The sequence below is a fragment of the Pseudomonas kielensis genome, assembly GCF_030505375.1.
GTDB classification, from domain to species: Bacteria; Pseudomonadota; Gammaproteobacteria; order Pseudomonadales; family Pseudomonadaceae; genus Aquipseudomonas; species Aquipseudomonas kielensis.
Genome location: NZ_CP130043.1, coordinates 1093500 through 1112101 on the forward strand (window position 1 = coordinate 1093500; position 18602 = coordinate 1112101).

16 protein-coding genes are annotated in these 18602 nt (G+C 62.2%); 10 read left to right on the plus strand and 6 right to left on the minus strand.

Annotated elements, in window-relative coordinates; genetic code table 11:
• Positions 1 to 52 precede the first annotated feature (52 nt).
• The 3 genes from Q1W70_RS05420 (at position 53) to Q1W70_RS05430 (ending at position 2916) form a co-directional block, all read left to right on the plus strand.
• On the plus strand, positions 53 to 1003 hold the full coding sequence (locus Q1W70_RS05420) for an ornithine cyclodeaminase family protein (protein ID WP_302098664.1): 951 nt from the start codon (positions 53 to 55) through the stop codon (positions 1001 to 1003).
• A gap of 71 nt (positions 1004 to 1074) precedes the next feature.
• Entirely contained in the window at positions 1075 to 2202 is a 1128-nt protein-coding gene (locus tag Q1W70_RS05425; RefSeq protein WP_185818254.1) for an NAD(P)/FAD-dependent oxidoreductase, read from the plus strand.
• An 87-nt stretch (positions 2203 to 2289) separates the two neighbouring features.
• A complete protein-coding gene (locus Q1W70_RS05430; protein WP_166588669.1) occupies positions 2290 to 2916 on the plus strand; it encodes a helix-turn-helix transcriptional regulator in 627 nt (208 codons plus the stop codon).
• 83 nt (positions 2917 to 2999) lie between these two features.
• Here the strand turns inward: Q1W70_RS05430 and Q1W70_RS05435 are convergent, their stop codons facing one another.
• From Q1W70_RS05435 to Q1W70_RS05460, 6 genes are all read right to left on the minus strand, one after another.
• Positions 3000 to 3776, minus strand: a complete 777-nt coding sequence (locus tag Q1W70_RS05435) for an ABC transporter substrate-binding protein (RefSeq protein WP_166588670.1) — start codon at positions 3774 to 3776, stop codon at positions 3000 to 3002.
• A gap of 189 nt (positions 3777 to 3965) precedes the next feature.
• Positions 3966 to 4418 (minus strand): molybdopterin synthase catalytic subunit MoaE, encoded by a 453-nt coding sequence (gene moaE / locus Q1W70_RS05440; RefSeq protein WP_302098665.1) that lies wholly within the window; start codon positions 4416 to 4418, stop codon positions 3966 to 3968.
• A 3-nt stretch (positions 4419 to 4421) separates the two neighbouring features.
• On the minus strand, positions 4422 to 4664 hold the full coding sequence (gene moaD / locus Q1W70_RS05445; protein ID WP_166588672.1) for a molybdopterin converting factor subunit 1: 243 nt from the start codon (positions 4662 to 4664) through the stop codon (positions 4422 to 4424).
• Entirely contained in the window at positions 4661 to 5134 is a 474-nt protein-coding gene (moaC, locus tag Q1W70_RS05450; RefSeq protein WP_095171238.1) for a cyclic pyranopterin monophosphate synthase MoaC, read from the minus strand. Before moaC ends, moaD begins: the two co-directional genes overlap by 4 nt.
• A gap of 129 nt (positions 5135 to 5263) precedes the next feature.
• Positions 5264 to 6658 carry a PhoH family protein gene (locus tag Q1W70_RS05455; RefSeq protein ID WP_166588673.1) on the minus strand — a complete coding sequence of 465 codons (1395 nt, stop codon included), beginning with the start codon at positions 6656 to 6658 and terminating at the stop codon, positions 5264 to 5266.
• Positions 6659 to 7004: 346 nt separating this feature from the next.
• A complete protein-coding gene (locus Q1W70_RS05460) occupies positions 7005 to 8129 on the minus strand; it encodes a polysaccharide deacetylase family protein (protein ID WP_302098666.1) in 1125 nt (374 codons plus the stop codon).
• A 155-nt stretch (positions 8130 to 8284) separates the two neighbouring features.
• Here Q1W70_RS05460 and yaaA point away from each other — a divergent pair, with 155 nt between their 5' ends.
• The 7 genes from yaaA to algG all read left to right on the plus strand — a co-directional run bounded on the left by yaaA (position 8285) and on the right by algG (position 18600).
• Positions 8285 to 9064, plus strand: coding sequence for a peroxide stress protein YaaA (gene yaaA / locus Q1W70_RS05465; RefSeq protein WP_182343600.1), 780 nt, complete (start codon positions 8285 to 8287; stop codon positions 9062 to 9064).
• 813 nt (positions 9065 to 9877) lie between these two features.
• The gene (locus Q1W70_RS05470; RefSeq protein WP_166588676.1) at positions 9878 to 11194 is read left to right on the plus strand and encodes a nucleotide sugar dehydrogenase; all 1317 of its coding nucleotides are present in this window, start codon (positions 9878 to 9880) and stop codon (positions 11192 to 11194) included.
• A gap of 77 nt (positions 11195 to 11271) precedes the next feature.
• Positions 11272 to 12753, plus strand: coding sequence for a mannuronan synthase (gene alg8 / locus Q1W70_RS05475; protein WP_371927735.1), 1482 nt, complete (start codon positions 11272 to 11274; stop codon positions 12751 to 12753).
• A 35-nt stretch (positions 12754 to 12788) separates the two neighbouring features.
• On the plus strand, positions 12789 to 13958 hold the full coding sequence (locus Q1W70_RS05480) for an alginate biosynthesis protein Alg44 (RefSeq protein WP_166588678.1): 1170 nt from the start codon (positions 12789 to 12791) through the stop codon (positions 13956 to 13958).
• Between the two features lie 9 nt (positions 13959 to 13967).
• Positions 13968 to 15509 (plus strand): alginate biosynthesis TPR repeat lipoprotein AlgK, encoded by a 1542-nt coding sequence (gene algK, locus Q1W70_RS05485; RefSeq protein ID WP_436799878.1) that lies wholly within the window; start codon positions 13968 to 13970, stop codon positions 15507 to 15509.
• A complete protein-coding gene (locus Q1W70_RS05490) occupies positions 15506 to 16993 on the plus strand; it encodes an alginate export family protein (RefSeq protein ID WP_166588680.1) in 1488 nt (495 codons plus the stop codon). Before algK ends, Q1W70_RS05490 begins: the two co-directional genes overlap by 4 nt.
• Positions 16993 to 18600 (plus strand): mannuronan 5-epimerase AlgG, encoded by a 1608-nt coding sequence (algG, locus tag Q1W70_RS05495; RefSeq protein WP_371927738.1) that lies wholly within the window; start codon positions 16993 to 16995, stop codon positions 18598 to 18600. Before Q1W70_RS05490 ends, algG begins: the two co-directional genes overlap by 1 nt.
• Positions 18601 to 18602 lie beyond the last annotated feature (2 nt).

Genomic DNA, 18602 nt, shown 5'->3' on the forward strand with positions numbered 1-18602 from the left:
ATAAGTCCACAATGGACAAATTAGTTCAATCGCACATCCACGGAGCCTGCGCATGCCCCCTTCCCCTTTTGTGATCGCCCAAGCCCAGGCTCGCGAACTGCTGGCACAGGTCGACGTGCCGCAGATCCTGCGCAAGCTGTTCCGTGACCTGGCAGCGGGCCAGGCCGTGCAGCCGGCCCAGCAACTGGTGGAGTTTCCCCAGGGCGCCGGGGACTTCATCAATTACCTCGGGGTGCTGGCCGAAGACGGCGTCTATGGGGTGAAAACCTCGCCCTACATCGTGCGCCCGCAAGGCGGCCCGCTGGTGACCGCCTGGACGCTGCTGATGTCGATGCACACCGGCCAGCCACTGCTGTTGTGCGATGCCGGCGAACTGACCACCGCGCGCACGGCCGCCACCACGGCCGTGGCGGTGGACGCCCTGGCCCGGCCGGACGCCACTCGCCTGGTGATCATCGGCAGCGGTCCGGTGGCCCAAGCGCACCTGCACTACGCCCGGCAACTGCGCGAGTGGCAGACCATCAGCCTCTATTCGCCAAGCCTGGCCAAGCGCAATCCAGAGGCACTGGCGCCCTGGATGGCCATGGACCCGCGCCTGCAGATCCAGGCCAGCCTGGAAGCGGCGCTCGAGGATGCCGATGTGATCATGCTCTGCACCTCCTCTGCCGGCCCGGTGATCGACCCACTGCGCTTGCGCAAGCCCGCCCTGATCACCTCCATCAGCACCAACGCGGTACGCGCCCACGAAGTCCCGCCGCACTGCCTCGGCCAGATGCAGGTGTATTGCGACTACCGCCGGACCACTCCGGACGCTGCCGGGGAAATGCTGATCGCCCGCGAACAACACGACTGGAACCCGACGGCGATCGTCGGCGACCTGCCCCAACTGCTCAGCGGACAGACACCACGCCCGACGTACGAGCGCCACGTGTTCTTCCGCTCCATCGGCCTGGGCCTGGAAGACATCGCGCTGGCCAATGCCATCTACCAGCGGCTCAACTGACCCACGCCGCCCCCCCCCTGTAGGCGCTTGCTCCTACAGGGGGTGGGGGTTACGCCTTTAAGGAAACACTCATGACCCAGGCAGACTTCATCATCATCGGCGGCGGTATCGCCGGGGCTTCCACCGGTTTCTGGCTGTCGCCCCACGGCCGGGTCATCGTGCTCGAGCGCGAATCCCACCCGGCCTACCATTCCACCGGACGTTCCGCGGCGCTCTACACCGCCGCGTATGGCACCCCGCAGGTGCGCGCACTGACCCAGGCCAGCCGGGAGTTCTTCGATGCCCCGCCAGCGGGTTTCTGCGAACACCCGCTGCTCACCCCCCGTGGCGAAATGACCGTGGACTTCACCGGCGACCCCGACGAGTTGCACAATCAGTACCTGAGCGCCAAGGCCACCGTGCCACAGATGCAGTTGCTCAGCGCCGACGAGGCCCTGGCGCGCCTGCCGATCCTGCGTCGGGAAAAGGTCTTTGGCGCGATCTACGACCCGACCGCCACCGACATCGACACCGATGCCCTGCACCAGGGGTACCTGCGGGGCATCCGCCGCAATCAGGGACAGGTGCACACCGATTGCGAAGTGTTGGGCCTGAGCCGCGATCCCCAGGGCCAGTGGCACGTGCAGACCGCCGGCCAGACGTTCAGCGCGCCGATCATCATCAATGCCGCCGGCGCCTGGGCCGATCACCTCGGCACCATGGCCGGCGCCCGGCCGCTGGGGTTGATTCCCAAGCGGCGCGCGGCGTTTATCTTCGAAGGTCCCAAGGACCTCGATTGCCACGCCTGGCCGATGCTGGTGAGCCTCGACGAATCCTTCTACATGAAACCCGACGCCGGGATGTTCCTCGGCTCGCCGGCCAACGCCGACCCCGTCGAGCCCCACGACGTGCAGCCCGAAGAACTGGACATCGCCATGGGCATCTACCAGATCGAGGAGGCCACCACCCTGACCATCCGCCGCCCGACCCGCACCTGGGCCGGCCTGCGCAGCTTTGTCAGCGATGGTGACCTGGTCAGCGGCTTCGACCCACAGGTACCCGGGTTGTTCTGGGTGGCCGCCCAGGGCGGCTACGGCATCCAGACTTCCCCCGCCATGGGCCAGGCCAGCGCCGCGCTGGTACGTGGGCAAGACCTGCCGCCGGCACTGCAACAGTTTGGCCTCAGCGCCAGCATGCTCTCCCCCTCGCGCCTGGGCTGAACCGGCGCCGGGGTGACGTTCGATCCCGATTGCGGCAAACTTCCAGCGCCCCGGCTCACGGGGCGCCGATTGCCTGGAGCAACACCGATGACCCCACCTCTACAAGACCCTGCACTGGATAACTTCCGGGCAATCGCCGACGCCATTGCCACGCTGTTTTTCCCCCACGCCGAGGTGGTGCTGCACGACCTGCGCACGCAAAAAATCGACTACATCGCCAACAACCTGTCCAAGCGCGAAATCGGCGGCGATGCGGCGCTCGAAGACATGCTCAGCGACGACATCAGCGAGCGCAACATCGGCCCCTACGAGAAGCTCAATTGGGATGGCCAGAAAATCCGCAGCCTGAGCAGCGTCCTGCGCGACAGCAATGGCCATCCCATGGCCGTGCTGTGCATCAACCTGAACATTTCGCTGTTCGAGAACGCCAAGGCCGCGCTGGACCTGTTCCTGTCACCCAGCAAGCTGATCCCACAGCCCGATTCGCTGTTTCGCGATGACTGGCAGGAGCGCATCAACACCTTCCTGCACAACTGGCTGCGGGAGCGACAACTGGGCTTGAGCGTCCTGACTCGCGAGCACAAGCGCGAACTGGTGCTGGCCCTGCATGCCGAAGGCGCCTTCAAGGGCAAAAGCGCCTCCAACTATGTGGCCAATGTGCTGAATATGGGACGGGCGACGGTGTACAAACACCTGAAGGAACTGAAGGGCTGAACCGACTGTGTTCGCGCACACGCCTTGCCCCTACCGGCATCAGTGAATCGGTAGGGGCAAGACGTGCCTGCGATCGCGGTTGATCAGTCGCCGTAGATGTCCGACTTGAAGTACTTCTGGGAAATCTGCTGGTACTGGCCATTGGCGCGAATGCCGTCGATGGCCTTGTTCAACTCGGCAACCAGTTCGGTGTTGCCCTTGCGCACCGCAATCCCGGCGCCTTCACCGACGTATTTCGGATCCTTGAGTTCCGGCCCGACGAACGCATAACCCTTGCCACGCGGCATCGACAGGAAGTCGCTCAGCGGAATGGTGTCGGCGAAAATGCCGTCCAGGCGTCCGGCGGCCAGGTCCATGTAGATTTCTTCGTTGTTGCTGTAGCGCTTGACCAGCACGCCCTTGGGCTCCAGCACTTCAGTGGCAAAACGATCAGTGGTGGTGGCGCGCTGAACCCCCAGGGTCTTGCCCTTGAGGCTGGCGTACTGGTCATCCACCACGGCGCCTTCCTTCATCACAAACCGCGACGAAGTGAAGTAGTACTTGTGGCTGAAATCCACCGACTTCTTGCGGTCTTCGTTGATGGTCATGGACGACAGGGCCGCGTCGATTTTCTTCACTTTCAGGGAAGGAATCAGCCCATCGAACTCACCCTCGACCCACTCGCACTTGACCTTCATCTGCGCGCACAGGGCATTGCCGATGTCGTAGTCAAAACCGGTGATCGTGCCTTCGGCGGTTTTCGAGGCGAAGGGTGGGTACGCCGCTTCAATGCCCAGGCGCAGGGTTTTCTCAGCGGCGAACAACGAGCTGCACGCCAACAGGCTGAGGGCCAGACCACTGATAAGGGGAAGCTTCTTCATGGTGATTTTCTCGCGAGTTGTTGTTGGTTTGGCAAGAGGAAGAGAAGCAATTGCGCGCTCAAGGCTTGAAGCTTCAAGCGTATTTTTATACTTATAATTCCATACTGGACTTTTATGTATTGGTCGTCAATCAGGCGAACGGAGGTAACTCGGCCATTGGTCGAGTGGGGGGATATCAAGCGTTGGAGGTTACGGTTTCCAGCGATCCGCCGCCGCATGATCGCTGTCACGCCCGTCCACCCAGCGCGGACCGTCGCTGGTCAGTTCTTTTTTCCAGAACGGCGCGCGGGTCTTGAGGTAGTCCATGACAAAGGCGCAGGCGTCGAACGCCGCCTGGCGGTGGGCGCTGGCGGCGCCGACAAACACGATCGGCTCGCCCGGCTGCAACGCCCCGATGCGATGCAGCACTTCCAGCTTGAGCAGCGGCCAGCGCTGCTCGGCTTCCTCGGCAATCTTGGCCAGGGCCTTCTGTGTCATGCCCGGGTAGTGCTCCAGGAACATCCCCGCCACATCGAGGCCGTCGTTGAAGTCGCGCACGTAGCCGACAAAACTCACCACCGCGCCCACGCCGACATTGGCGGCGTGCATCGCGTTGACTTCAGCGCCCGGATCGAAGGGCGAGCCCTGCACGCGAATCGCCATGGCTCAGCCTCCGGTCACAGTGGGGAAAAACGCCACTTCATCGCCGTCGCCGACCGGCTCATCCAGTTGGCACAGCTCTTCGTTTCGCGCGCACATCAGGTTCTGCTCGCTCAGCACCTCGGCGCCGTCACGTTGCGCCAGCAGGGCCCGGACATCGTCGACCGTGGCGAAATCGCCCTCGACCTTTACCGAATCCACCCCCAGTGCCTCGCGGTAGCGGGCAAAAAACTTCACGGTGAGGTTCATTGTCCGGCCACCTGATAGTGCCCGCTCTTGCCGCCCAGTTTCTCCAGCAGGCGCACACTTTCAATGACCATGCCCCGGTCCACGGCCTTGCACATGTCATAGATGGTCAGCGCCGCGATGCTGGCGGCGGTCAGGGCCTCCATTTCCACCCCGGTCTGCCCGGCCAGCTTGCACCGCGCGGTAATGCGCACGGCATCAACCCCTTCGGCACTGAGCTCGACCTTGACCCCGGTCAGCATCAGTGGATGGCACAGCGGGATCAGGTCGGAGGTTTTTTTCGCCGCCTGGATTCCGGCAATGCGGGCCACGGCGAACACATCCCCTTTGGGATGGCCACCGCTGACAATCATTTGCAGGGTTTCGGGAAGCATGCGCACCAGCGCTTCGGCCGTGGCCTCACGGGACGTCACGGCTTTTTCGGTGACGTCGACCATATTGGCGCGACCTTGGGAATCGAGATGAGTCAGCACGGGGTTACTCCTGATCAGGAGCGCCGATTGTAAACCCGCGGGTCAATTTTTCGCACGCAGGATTATTGGATCAGTCCGCTCCACAAACGAACACGGGCGGCACTGAGCCGCCCGTGTTTGCCGAGGAGGTTACAGATGGGATTCGGCGTATTCGGCCAGAATCGAACGAGGCACCCCTTGCAGGGTGATGTGTACACCGTTGGGGAAGTCCTTGAAGCGTTCGGTCAGGTACGTCAGCCCGGAGCTGGTCGCGGACAGGTAAGGGGTATCGATCTGCGCCAGGTTACCCAGGCACACCACTTTGGAACCGGCGCCGGCACGGGTGATGATGGTTTTCATCTGGTGCGGCGTGAGGTTCTGGCATTCGTCGATCAGGATCAGGCTCTGCTGGAAGCTGCGACCGCGGATGTAGTTCAGGGATTTGAACTGCAAAGGCACTTTGCTGAGGATGTAGTCGACGCTGCCATGGGTGCTTTCGTCATCCATGTGCAAGGCTTCGAGGTTGTCGGTGATGGCGCCAAGCCAAGGCTCCATTTTTTCTGCTTCGGTACCTGGCAGGAAGCCGATCTCCTGGTCCAGCCCCTGCACGCTGCGGGTGGCGATAATGCGCCGGTAGCGCTTGCTGACCATGGTCTGCTCGATGGCCGCGGCCAGGGCCAGGATGGTTTTACCGGAACCGGCAGCGCCCGACAGGTTGACCAGGTGGATATCCGGGTCCAGCAGCGCGTACAGCGCCAGGCTCTGGTAGATGTCGCGAGGTTTCAGGCCCCAGGCTTCCTGGTGCAACAGGGGTTCCTGATGCAGATCGAGGATCAGCAGCTTGTCGACCTGGATTTCCTTGATCCAGCCGACAAACCCCTGCTCGTCGATGATGAATTCGTTGATGTGCACCGCCGGCAGGTTGTCGATCAACTGCACCTGGTGCCAGGTGCGGCCATGGTCCTGACGGGTCTCGACCTTGCTCACGCGGTCCCAGAAGGAGCCGGTCATGGTGTGATAACCGTTGGGCAGCAACGACACGTCATCAACCAGTTGGTCGGTGCTGTAGTCCTCCGCCGCGATCCCGCAGGCGCGGGCCTTGAGGCGCATGTTGATGTCTTTGGTGACCAGCACCACGGGCAACTCCGGCTCGCGCGCGTGCAGGTCGATCAACTGGTTGATGATGATGTTGTCGTTCAGGTGCTCGGGCAGAACGATGTTCGGTTCGGCGCGCTTGCTCATCAGAATCGACAGCAGCCCCTTGGGCCCGCTTTTTCCACGCTGGATCGGCACGCCCAGTTCAACGTCTTCAGGGGACGCATCGCCCAGGGTCTTGTCGATCAGGCGAATGGCCTGGCGGCATTCGGCGGCAACGCTGTGATGACCACTCTTGAGCTTGTCCAGCTCTTCAAGGACGGTCATCGGGATGGCAACGTGATGCTCTTCAAAGTTGAGCAGCGCGTTGGGATCGTGAATCAATACGTTGGTATCGAGTACATAAAGGATTGGCTGGTTGGAGGAAGAACTACGTCCGTGATCATCCATACTCGGTCACCTTTGTGGGAGCCATTCGACGCAATACCGTGACAGTGCTGCGCCTCGAAGTGGCCACCGAATTCACTGACCGTGCGCCTACGGCACGACTCAAGTGAATTGCACACAAGGGGTCTTGGAAGACGCCACCTGTGTTGCAGGTTTCGGCGGTCTGTCTTCGTAATACTCCAAAACCCGTGACAGAAAAAAGCACTTTGATGCTTTTTTGAAGTTTATTTTTTAACCCGATAAATACCGCTTGGCGCATGGCGCCAGCACCGTTAAAGTCGGAAGTCCGCCTGCACCGAATTACCCCCCGAAATCGGCCCAAGCCCAATGATTCCGGGCTTTTGCCTTTTCAGCGAAAAGCCTGCCGACACTCCTCCCAACCGATCCCGCTTTGCGCCGTTCGCGCCAACAGCCAGGGCAGCGCCGTTTTCACCCCATCCTGCCGAGTGTTGAAATTGATCACCCCGTGGCGCCACAGCAGCATCAGGGTCAAGACCCGCTGCGCACTCTGCTCCCCCGTCAGTTGCCGGGTGCTGTCGGCCGGATCGATGTCCCACAGCGCCACCTGTAACCCCTGAGCCTCGAAAAACCCCGCGGCATCGGCGCGTCGTTGTCCATTGGGTGGGCGGAACAGCGGCACGTAGTTGTCCGGCAGCCGGTTCTTCACCAGCTCGACGCTGCGTGTCACCGAGTACTGCCAGTCCTGCCAATGGCTGTGGGAACGGAACTGCCACCCCTGGACCCCGACGCACTGGCGCGCGTAAAGCTGTTGCAACTGGGCCACCGACTGTTGCGCCAGGCGGCTCTGGATATCGCTGCCCAAGACAAAGAACACCCCGGACAGATTGGCCTTGCGCAGGTACTCGGTCAGCCATGCCGTGTGATCCGGCACCAGATTGGCACCGCTGTCGAAACTCAGGACAAACAACCGGTCATGCAGGGGCTCGCCATTGCGCTCATAGTCGCCAAACAGCTCGACTTCGCTGCTCGTCTGGGGCAGCAACGCGGCCTTGCGCAATTGTTCGTCCAGGTAGCGCTGGTGGAACTCTCGGCTCGGCTCGGCCCAGCGGGTGTAAAACGAGTCCGGCCCGAGTTCGAACTTGGCAGCCTGCTGGCGCAAGGTCTCGCGGTCCTCGACCAGGAAACAGAAGGAGGCATCCTGGTCGCAGCTTTGCTCGGCGAAGCCGTAGTTGGCCAACAGGCGCAACCACATCCGCTCACGCAGGGCATTGATCGCCTCGAGATTGATCATGCGCAAGCCCAGGCGCTGCTTGAGGGCCGTCTCGTCGAGCCCTTCACTGTCGAGCAGGGCCCGAGAGAACGCGAGGATCTCCGCCCGCGAGGCGACATCGAACAGGGTCGGGCTGCTCAGTTGCTCAGGCCAGGTGCTGCGATCGAGGGTGGCCGGTTCGTTGGGCGCGGCCAGCGCGCCCGCACTGAACAGCCAGGCGCCAAACAGTAAAGCGATACGCAAAGGGATGTCTCCGTTCCAAAACCCCGCGGCACTATAGCCCATCCGCACGTCGCCTCTCCGATCTCACGCACACCGCCCGGCGCCTATCGCCCTCATAGCTGGAGTCAAACCGCCCAACCCCCTAGAATCCCCGCACGATTAAAGGAGACGACTTCATGCTGATGGTGATTTCCCCCGCCAAGACCCTCGATTACGAAACACCGCCGGCCACCCAGCGCTTCACCCAGCCGCAATACCTCGATCATTCCCAGGCGCTGATCCAGCAGTTGCGCGAGCTGAGCCCGGCGCAGATCAGTGAACTGATGCACGTTTCCGACAAGATCGGCGGCCTCAATGCCGCACGCTTTGGCAGTTGGACCCCGGCGTTCACCCCAGAGAACGCCAAGCAGGCGCTGCTGGCCTTCAAGGGCGACGTCTACACCGGGATGAATGCCCAGACCTTCAGCGAAACCGATTTCGATTACGCCCAGCAGCACCTGCGCATGCTCTCGGGCCTGTACGGCCTGCTGCGCCCGCTGGACTTGATGCAGCCATACCGCCTGGAGATGGGCACCAAGCTGGCCAACGCCCGGGGCAAGGACCTGTACGCGTTCTGGGGCACCCAGATCAGTGAATGGCTGAACGAAGCCCTGGCCGAGCAAGGCGACGACGTGTTGCTCAACCTGGCCTCCAACGAGTACTTCTCGGCGGTCAAGCGCAGCGCCCTCAACGCCCGGATCATCAATACCGAGTTCAAGGACCTGAAGAACGGCCAGTACAAGATCATCAGTTTCTACGCGAAAAAGGCCCGCGGCATGATGAGCCGCTTCGTGATCCAGGAACGCATCAACACCCCCGCCGACCTCAAGCAGTTTGACCTGCAGGGTTACCGCTACAGCGCCGAACAGTCGAAACCCGACAACCTAGTGTTCCTGCGCGACCACGCCGAAGACTGACGCCCCCTCCTGGCGCACGGCCCGACCAGCGGTACGTGCGCCCCGCTCGACTCCCCCCCATCTCTGCGCGCCATCACGCCATTTTCATGGCGCCAAAAAACCACCCGCCCGTTGCGCTAACTTTAATTTCACTCGACAGGGGTGATTTTTTTCACTAGTGGCACCGGTTTTTTAATCCGGTAGTGGCATAAAACTATCTTCGCCAATTAACGCCCCATTAATAAAGGGCCAAACGGTAAGTGCTATCAATATGAGAGCAGTGCCATCTTTGCCAATATTTCAAGAAATTTCAGAATGAGGGATGAACGGCCATGAACTATCTGAAAATACGCCGCTCATACCACCGGTAACGATTCTCCACGCCGCTGTAGGAGATAACTTACGCCAAGTGCCAAGCCACTCACAAAGTTGTCAGCGTGAACTTGGCAGGACGCACCATTAAATCGGGATAACAGTGAACGACAGGAGACTGCCTCACCTCACTATTGCCCAATAGGCCAAGGCTGCGCCCCCACAAGCGTGCTCACACGAGCACCTAAGTGATTGAGGTTACTGGCATTTTGCCGAACCTTGGAACCACCCGGCTGTTGCACCACGGCTTCCCCCAAGGGAGCCCGGCTGCCTGTCAGGGCGAGCCAACATAATCAGGCCAAGTTACGCACAACTTGAGTGCACTTATTTAGACACTCGCCATTGAGCATGCCAGTAAAAGGCAGTGCGGTGTTCGCCTGCCGCACTTCCGCATTAATGACGACCGCTGAACACTATTAACTTCGGCCATTTAATGGCGTGATAAACACAGAGGTAAATGCGATGCGCATCAGCATATTTGGTTTGGGTTACGTCGGTGCAGTTTGTGCCGGTTGCCTGTCTGCACGGGGCCATGACGTTATCGGCGTCGATGTCGCCAAAGACAAGATCGATATGATCAATGCCGGTCGTTCGCCGATCGTTGAACCGGGCCTGGGAGCGTTGCTCGCACAAGGCATCCAGACCGGTCGCCTGCGGGGTACCACCAACTTCGCCGAGGCCATTCGCGACACCGACCTGTCGATGATCTGCGTGGGTACGCCCAGCAAGAAAAACGGCGACCTGGAACTCAACTACATCGAGGCGGTATGCCGCGAGATTGGTTTTGTCCTGCGCGACAAGACCACCCGCCACACCATCGTGGTACGCAGCACCGTGTTGCCGGGCACCGTGGCCAATGTGGTGATCCCGATTCTCGAAGACTGCTCGGGCAAGAAGGCCGGCGTCGACTTCGGCGTTGCGGTCAACCCCGAGTTCCTGCGTGAAAGCACGGCGATCAAGGACTACGACCAGCCGCCGATGACCGTCATCGGTGAATTCGACACCGCCTCGGGCGACGTTCTGCAATCACTGTACGAAGAACTCGACGCGCCGATCATCCGCAAGGACATCGCCGTGGCCGAGATGATCAAGTACACCTGCAACGTCTGGCACGCCACCAAGGTCACCTTTGCCAACGAGATCGGCAACATCGCCAAGGCCGTCGGCGTCGATGGCCGCGATGTGATGGACGTGGTCTGCCAGGACAAGACCCTCAACCTGTCCCAGTACTACATGCGCCCCGGCTTCGCCTTTGGCGGTTCCTGCCTGCCCAAGGACGTGCGCGCCCTGACCTACCGCGCCAGCTCCCTGGACGTCGAGGCGCCGCTGCTCAACTCACTGATGCGCAGTAACGAGTCCCAGGTGCAGAACGCCTTCGACATCGTCGAAAGCCACGACAAACGCAAAGTCGCCCTGCTCGGCCTGAGCTTCAAGGCCGGCACCGACGACCTGCGCGAGAGCCCGCTGGTGGACCTGGCAGAAATGCTCATCGGCAAGGGCTACGACCTGAGCATCTACGACAGCAACGTCGAGTACGCCCGGGTTCACGGCGCCAACCGCGACTATATCGAGTCGAAGATCCCCCACGTCTCGTCCCTGCTCAACTCGGACTTCGACTCGGTGATCGACAACTGCGACGTGATCATCCTCGGTAACCGCGACGAGAAATTCCGCGCCCTGGCCCTGGACGCCCCCCACGGCAAACAGGTCATCGACCTGGTGGGCTTCATGTCCAAGGCCACCAGCGTGAGCGGTCGCACCGAAGGCATCTGCTGGTAAGCACCCTGTAGGAGCGGGCACCCGCTCCTACGGGTTTGTACGCCTGCGTTAACCCGAGATCTAGACGGATGCAGCTTATGCACAGGCTAAAGCACGGCCTACTCCAGGCCGCCGGTTGGCTGTTGTTTTTATGTTTGTTGATGGGCCTGGCCTTGCTGTTGCCCGCGTCCACCTTCGACGCCGAGTCCAAGGACTTTATTTTCCTGATTGGCGCCGTGGGTATCTGGCGCTATTCGATGGGTGCCACGCACTTTCTGCGCGGCATGCTGTTTCTCTACGTGGTCTACCCGCACCTGCGGCGCAAAGTGCGCAAGCTGGGCAGCGCGGCGGACCCGTCCCATGTATTTCTGATGGTCACCAGTTTTCGCATCGACGCGTTGACCACCGCCCAGGTGTACAGCTCGGTGATCCGCGAAGCCATCGAGTGCGGCTTCCCGACCACCCTGGTCTGCTCGATCGTGGAAATGTCCGATGAGCTGCTGGTGAAAAGCCTGTGGGCAAAAATGAACCCGCCGGCCCACGTCAAACTCGACTTCGTGCGCATCCCCGGCACCGGCAAGCGAGACGGCCTGGCCTACGGCTTTCGCGCCATCTCCCGCCACCTGCCGGACAACCGCGCCGTGGTCGCCGTGATCGATGGCGACACCGTGCTCGCCGAAGGTGTCGTGCGCAAGACCGTGCCCTGGTTCCAACTGTTCGAAAACGTCGGTGGCCTGACCACCAACGAATTCTGCGAAGTGCGTGGCGGCTACATCATGAGCGAATGGCACAAGCTGCGTTTCGCCCAGCGCCACATCAACATGTGCTCGATGGCCCTGTCCAAGCGCGTGCTGACCATGACCGGGCGCATGTCGGTATTCCGCGCCACCGTGGTCACCAACCCGGACTTCATCGCCGACGTCGAAAGCGACTCGCTGCAACACTGGCGCCTGGGCCGTTTCAAGTTTCTCACCGGTGACGACAAGTCCAGCTGGTTCAGCCTGATGCGCCTGGGCTACGACACCTTCTACGTGCCCGACGCCGCCATCAACACCGTGGAACACCCGCCGGAAAAGAGCTTCATCAAGGCCAGTCGCAAGTTGATGTTCCGCTGGTACGGCAACAACCTGCGGCAGAACTCCCGGGCCCTGGGCCTGGGGATGAAACGCCTGGGCCTGTTCACCTCGGTGGTGCTGTTCGACCAGCGCGTGTCGATGTGGACCTCACTGCTGGGCCTGACCGTGGCGATCATCGCCAGCTTCAAGTACGGCACCGCCTTCATCCTGGTGTACCTGCTGTGGATCGGCATCACCCGGCTGCTCCTGACCCTGCTGCTGTCCTGCTCCGGTCACCGGATCGGCCCGGCCTACCCGGTGATTCTCTATTACAACCAGATCGTCGGCGCGCTGGTGAAGATCTACGTGTTCTTTCGCCTCGACCAGCAGTCCTGGACGCGCCAGCCCACTTCCCTGACCCGTGATCTCGCCAGCTTTCAACGTTGGTTCAACACCTGGTCGTCTCGGACCATGACCTTCTCCGCCGGCAGCATTTTCGTCGCCGTGCTGCTGATGATGGTCTGACCCGCCTTGCCTGAATTAACTAGGAAATCGCCCCTATGAATACCGCCGTGAACGTCAACGTAGTGCATGAATCCGAAGCCCAACGCCAACACGCCCGAGTCAAGATCCCGGCCAAGCTGCGCTTCTTCGGCCCGGACCGCACGCCCGTGGAGGCGCGCCTGATCGACCTGTCGGCCGGTGGCCTGAGCTTCAATGGCGGGCAGATCCCGTTCAAGGTCGGCGAGGTGAAAAAGGGGCGGCTGCAGTTTCTGATCGACAACCTTGGCCTGGCCATGGACGTCGAGTTGATGGTCCGCTCGTTCGACCGCCAGACCGGTCGCGTCGGCTGCCAGTTCCAGAACCTGGAACCCCAGGACATCTCGACCCTGCGCCACCTGATCACCTCGCACCTGTCCGGCGATATCGTGACCATGGGCGACGTGCTGGCGACCCTGCAGCGGGACAACTTCACCAAGGCGCGCAAGGTCAAGGACGGTGGCAGCGGCATGACCGCCTTCGGTCGCCTGCGCGCCGTGACCTTCAGCGCCGGGATCTTCATCGTGGGCCTGGCGGCATTCGGCTTCATCCTCAAGTCGGTGTACGGCATGTACTTCGTCAGCCACGCCCAGGCCGGGCTGGTCAGCGTGCCGGGAATGAACGTCACCATGCCCCGCGACGGCACGGTACAGAGCCTGGTGCAAACCGACGGCGTGGCCGCCAAGGGCGCGCCCCTGGCGACCTTCAGCACCAGCATGCTCGACGTACTCAAGGGCCATCTGGACCAAGACCAGTTGCAGCCGGCCAAGGTCGAGGAACTGTTCGGCAAGCAGATGACCGGCACCCTCACCTCCCCCTGCGACTGCACCGTGGCCCAGCAGATGGTTGCCGACGGCCAGTACGCCAGCAAGGGCGACGTGATCTTCCAGTTGGTGCCGCGCAACAGCCAGGCCAACGTCGAGGCACGCTTCACCTACCGCCAGTTCGCCGACGTGCGCCCAGGCACCGCCGTGAGCTTCCAGGTGGCCGGCGACGACGAGCTGCGCAGCGGCAAGATCGTCAGCAGCACCAGCCTCAACAGCGCCGACCTGTCCTCCGACATCCGCGTGCAGATCAAGCCAGACGCCCCCCTGGACAGCACCTTCGCCGGCCGCCCGGTGGAAGTCAGCAGCGACCGTGGTCCGTCCCTCAACTGGCTGATCGACAAAGCCATGGCCAAAGGTCTTTAAGCGGAGGACATGCCTGTGATCACGCCCCCATTCCAAAGAACACCGCAGCCTCTGTGGGAGCGAGCCATTGTGGGAGCGGGCTTGCCCGCGAAAGCAGCGCCTCGGTCCGCCGGGCACACCCAACCATGCCCATCGCGGGCAAGCCCGGCGCCCACAAAAGCCTATTTGCACAAGGGTTATGCGTTCTGCGCACTGGCCCTGGCCATCGGCCTCAGTGGCTGCGCCGGCCTGCCCGACCAACGCCTGGCCAATGAAGCCCTGAAGCGTGGCGACACGGCGCTGGCGCAGCAGAACTACCAGCAACTGGCAGCGCTGGGTTACAGCGAAGCCCAGGTTGGCCTGGCGGACCTGCAAGTGCAAACCCGTGACCCGGCGCAGATCAAGGCCGCCGAAGCCACTTACCGTGCCGCCGCCCAAACCTCGCCGCGTGCCCAGGCCCGCCTGGGCCGCCTGCTGGTGGCCAAGCCAGGGTCCAGCGAATCCGAGCAGCACGAAGCCGAGGGCCTGCTGAAAAAGGCCTTCGCCAACGGCGAGGTCAATACCCTGATCCCACTGGCGATGCTGTACCTGCAATATCCCCACAGCTTTCCAGACGTGAATGCACAGCAGCAGATCAGCCAATGGCGCAGCGCCGGTTACCCACAAGCCGGCTTGGCCCAGGTGCTGCTGTATCGCACCCAGGGCACCTACGACCAGCACCTGGATGACGTCGAGAAAATCTGCAATGCCGAGCTCAACAGCACCGACATCTGCTACGTCGAATTGGCCACGGTCTATCAGAAACGTGCCCAACCCGAACAGCAGGCCGAACTGCTCAAGCAACTGCAGGCCGGCTTCAGCCGCGGCACCGTGTCGGCGCAGCGCATCGACAGCGTGGCGCGGGTCCTGGCGGATGCCAGCCTCGGCACCCCGGACGAAAAAACCGCCCAGGCCATGCTGGAGCAGATCGCCCCCGCCTACCCCGCCGCCTGGGTCAGCCTGGCCCAGTTGCTCTACGACTTCCCTGAACTGGGGGATGTCGACACGCTGATGGAGTACCTGGAAAACGGCCGCGCCGCCGACCAGCCACGGGCCGAACTGCTGTTGGGCAAACTCTACTACGACGGCAAGTGGGTACCGGCAGACGCCCAGCAGGCGCAAGCGCATTTCCAGAAAGCCGTGGGCCGGGAAGTCGCCGCCGACTACTACCTCGGCCAGATCTACCGCCGTGGCTACCTGGGCCAGGTCTATTCGCAAAAAGCCCTGGAGCACCTGCTGACCGCTGCGCGCAACGGCCAGAACAGCGCCGACTTCGCCATCGCCCAGCTGTTCTCCCAAGGCAAGGGCACCCAGCCCAACCTGCTCAACGCCTATGTCTTCAGCCAACTGGCCAAGGCCCAGAACACCCCGCAAGCCACTGAGCTGGCACAGACACTCGAAGCCCAATTGCCGCCCGCACAACGGGCTGAGGCGCGGCGCCTGTTGCAACAGGAACAGGCGATCCGTGGCGCCGTCAGCCAGACCCCCTTGAACGTGCAGGCCCTGCAAGAAGATGGTGAGGAATCCCTATGAAGTTGAATCCCTTTGTAAAGGCTGGCATCGGCCTGAGCTTCGCCCTGCTGTGGTCCTGCCCGACCCTGGCGGCGATGACTGATACCCAGCACATGGGCCTGGACGTGAAGATCACCGGTCAATCCGAAGATGACCGCGACCTGGGCACCGCCCCTGGCGGCGATGTCAACGGCGTGGGCCTGGACCTGCGTCCGTGGGTCTATGGCGAAAGCGGCAACTGGAGCGCCTACGCCATGGGCCAGGCCGTTACCTCCACCGACATCATCGAGACCGACACCCTGCAGCAGTCCGACACTGAAGGCACCCAGGGCAGCAACGACGACGGTCGCAAGAGCAAGAAGAACTACCTGGCCATGCGCGAGTTCTGGGTCGCCTACGGCGGCCTGACCCCCTACCCCGGCGAGGTCCTCAAGTTCGGTCGCCAGCGCCTGCGCAACGACGACGGGCAATGGCGCGACACCAACATCGAAGCGTTGAACTGGACCTTCGACACCACCCTGCTGAAAGCCAACGTCGGGGTCGCCGAACGCTTCAGCGAATACCGCACCGACCTCACCGAACTGTCCCCCCAGGACAAGGACCGCCTGCATGTGTTCGGCGACGTCGCGACTCAATGGACACCGGGGCAATGGGTCGGCCTGCGCGCCCATCACACCCATGATGACGGCAAGCTCGATTACCCGACACCGGGCGAAGCGAGCGAGGCCACCGACAAAAAACAGAATGGCGACCTGAGCTGGGTCGGCCTGGAAGCCAACAGCGACGCCTACAACTGGCGCAATACCAACCCGGTCAACTACTGGGCCAGCATCACCGGCATGTCGGGCGACCGCGACACGGTCAACCCGCTCAACGCCGATGGCAGCCGCCCGACCGAAGCCAAGCGCAGTGGCGATGTCGACGGCTGGGCCACTGACCTTGGGGTGCGCCTGCGCCTTGATCCGAAGTGGCAGGTTGGTGCCGCCTACGCCCGCTCCAGCGCCGACTACGAGCAGAACGGCCTGCAGAGCAACCGCTCCAACTACACCGGCACCCGCGCCCGGGTCCACCGTTTCGGCGAGGCCTTCCGTGGCGAAATGAACAACATGCAAAGCGCCACCCTGTTCGGCTCCTGGATGCTCCAGGACGACTACGACGCCAGCCTGGTCTACCACAAGTTCTGGCGCGTCGACGGCAACAAGCCGGTGGGCAGCAACGGCATCAATGCCGTGGACAACAACTACGACGACGTCACCGGCGCACTGCTGTCGAGCACCTCGCTGCCCCTGGAAGACGGCAACAAGGACCTCGGCCAGGAAGTCGACCTGGTGGTCACCAAGTACTTCAAGCAAGGCTTGCTGCCAGCCAGCCTGAGCAAGTCGATCGACGAGCCGGCGGCGCTGGTGCGCTTTCGTGGCGGCGTGTTCAAGCCCGGCGATGCCTACGGCAACCAGGTCGACTCGTACATGCACCGCGCATTCGTCGACGTGATCTGGCGCTTCTGATGCGAGCCGCCAAGGGAGTGCCCCGGATGAACAACCCCGCGATCAACCTGTTGGCCGCTGCCCTGCTGCTGGCAGGCAACGCTGCGTTCGCCAGCGTCGAGCCTGGCGCAGCGGTGGGCAAAAACCCGCCGGCGACCGTGGCCAAGGAGCTGCAACAGGCCAAGACCTACACCGTCAGCAGTGCGCCGACGGCGCCCCTGGAGCTGGCCGCGCCGACGCTGCCCGACCTGTCCGGCTACACCGCGCAAGCGGTGGAGGCGAAGATCGTGCGCAGCAAGGCCGGCAAGGTCAGCGTGCGGCGGATGATGCAGGAAGACGCGTTGAAGGACTTCATCGGCGGCGACAACAAGATGGCCGAATGGGTGGTGCGCCAACACGGCATCCCCCAGGCGATCTTCATCGACGACGGCTACCTCAACCTCAAGGACCTGAGTAAGCAGCTGCCCAAACAGTACTTCAGCGAAACCTCACCCGGGGTGTTCCTGGCCCGCCTGCCGATCGTGGTCGGGGCCAAGGGCATCCTCGACATCGACAAACAGACCCAAGAATTGCGCCTGTCCGAGGAAGCCGGCTCGTTCCTGGTCAACGACGGCCAGTTGTTTGTGCGCGACAGCAAAATCACCGGCTGGCGCGAGAAAACCAACGGCCCGGCCACCTTCCGCTCACCCAAGGAATTCCGCCCGTTCCTGCTGGCCTGGGGCGGCACCCAGACCTACATCGTCAACAGCCAGATGGCCAGCTTCGGCTACGCCAACAGCAAGTCCTACGGGGTCAGTATTTCCCAGTACACGCCGAACATGGCCAAGGTGCTCAAGCGCCCTGAGCCGACCGGCTGGATCGTCGACTCCGAGTTCTCGGACATGTGGTACGGCTTCTACTGCTATGAAACCCGCGACTTCGTGGTCAAGGGCAACACCTACAAAGACAACATCGTCTACGGCATCGACCCCCATGACCGCTCCCACGGGCTGATCATTGCCGACAACACCGTGCATGGCACCAAGAAGAAGCACGGGATCATCATTTCCCGGGAAGTGAACGACAGCTTCATCTTCAACAACCGCAGCTACGACAACAAACTGTCGGGGCTGGTGATCGACCGTAACAGCGTCAACAACCTGGTGGCCTACAACGAGATCTACCGCAACCACACCGACGGCATCACCCTCTACGAGAGTGGCGACAACCTGCTGTGGGGCAACAAGGTCATCAACAACCGGCGCCACGGCATCCGCATTCGTAACAGCGTGAACATCCGCCTCTACGAAAACATCGCCATGGCCAACGGCCTGACCGGGGTCTACGGCCACATCAAGGACCTTTCCGACACCGACCGCGACATCGAACTCGACCCGTTCGACGCCCAGGTGTCGCTGATCGTGGTCGGCGGTGAACTGGCCGCCAACGGCAGCGGACCGCTGTCCATCGACTCGCCGCTGAGCGTCGAGCTGTACCGGGTGTCGATGCTTGCCCCGACCAAATCCAGTGGCATCAGCTTCTCGGGGATCCTCGGCGAACGCCAGGACGAAATCCTCGACCTGCTGGTGCGCCAGCAAAAAGCCGTGCTGATCGACCCCGTCGAACGCCAGACCGAAATGCGCGACTGAGG

Excerpts from the sequence above, each read along its gene's own strand:
- Q1W70_RS05420 (WP_302098664.1), top strand. The coding sequence starts at position 53 with ATGCCCCCTTCCCCTTTTGTGATCGCCCAAGCCCAGGCTCGCGAACTG.
- Q1W70_RS05425 (WP_185818254.1), top strand. The coding sequence starts at position 1,075 with ATGACCCAGGCAGACTTCATCATCATCGGCGGCGGTATCGCCGGGGCT.
- Q1W70_RS05430 (WP_166588669.1), top strand. The coding sequence starts at position 2,290 with ATGACCCCACCTCTACAAGACCCTGCACTGGATAACTTCCGGGCAATC.
- Q1W70_RS05435 (WP_166588670.1), bottom strand. The coding sequence starts at position 3,776 with ATGAAGAAGCTTCCCCTTATCAGTGGTCTGGCCCTCAGCCTGTTGGCG.
- moaE (WP_302098665.1), bottom strand. The coding sequence starts at position 4,418 with ATGGCGATTCGCGTGCAGGGCTCGCCCTTCGATCCGGGCGCTGAAGTC.
- moaD (WP_166588672.1), bottom strand. The coding sequence starts at position 4,664 with ATGAACCTCACCGTGAAGTTTTTTGCCCGCTACCGCGAGGCACTGGGG.
- Q1W70_RS05455 (WP_166588673.1), bottom strand. The coding sequence starts at position 6,658 with ATGGATGATCACGGACGTAGTTCTTCCTCCAACCAGCCAATCCTTTAT.
- yaaA (WP_182343600.1), top strand. The coding sequence starts at position 8,285 with ATGCTGATGGTGATTTCCCCCGCCAAGACCCTCGATTACGAAACACCG.
- Q1W70_RS05470 (WP_166588676.1), top strand. The coding sequence starts at position 9,878 with ATGCGCATCAGCATATTTGGTTTGGGTTACGTCGGTGCAGTTTGTGCC.
- alg8 (WP_371927735.1), top strand. The coding sequence starts at position 11,272 with ATGCACAGGCTAAAGCACGGCCTACTCCAGGCCGCCGGTTGGCTGTTG.
- Q1W70_RS05480 (WP_166588678.1), top strand. The coding sequence starts at position 12,789 with ATGAATACCGCCGTGAACGTCAACGTAGTGCATGAATCCGAAGCCCAA.
- algK (WP_436799878.1), top strand. The coding sequence starts at position 13,968 with ATGCCTGTGATCACGCCCCCATTCCAAAGAACACCGCAGCCTCTGTGG.
- Q1W70_RS05490 (WP_166588680.1), top strand. The coding sequence starts at position 15,506 with ATGAAGTTGAATCCCTTTGTAAAGGCTGGCATCGGCCTGAGCTTCGCC.
- algG (WP_371927738.1), top strand. The coding sequence starts at position 16,993 with ATGCGAGCCGCCAAGGGAGTGCCCCGGATGAACAACCCCGCGATCAAC.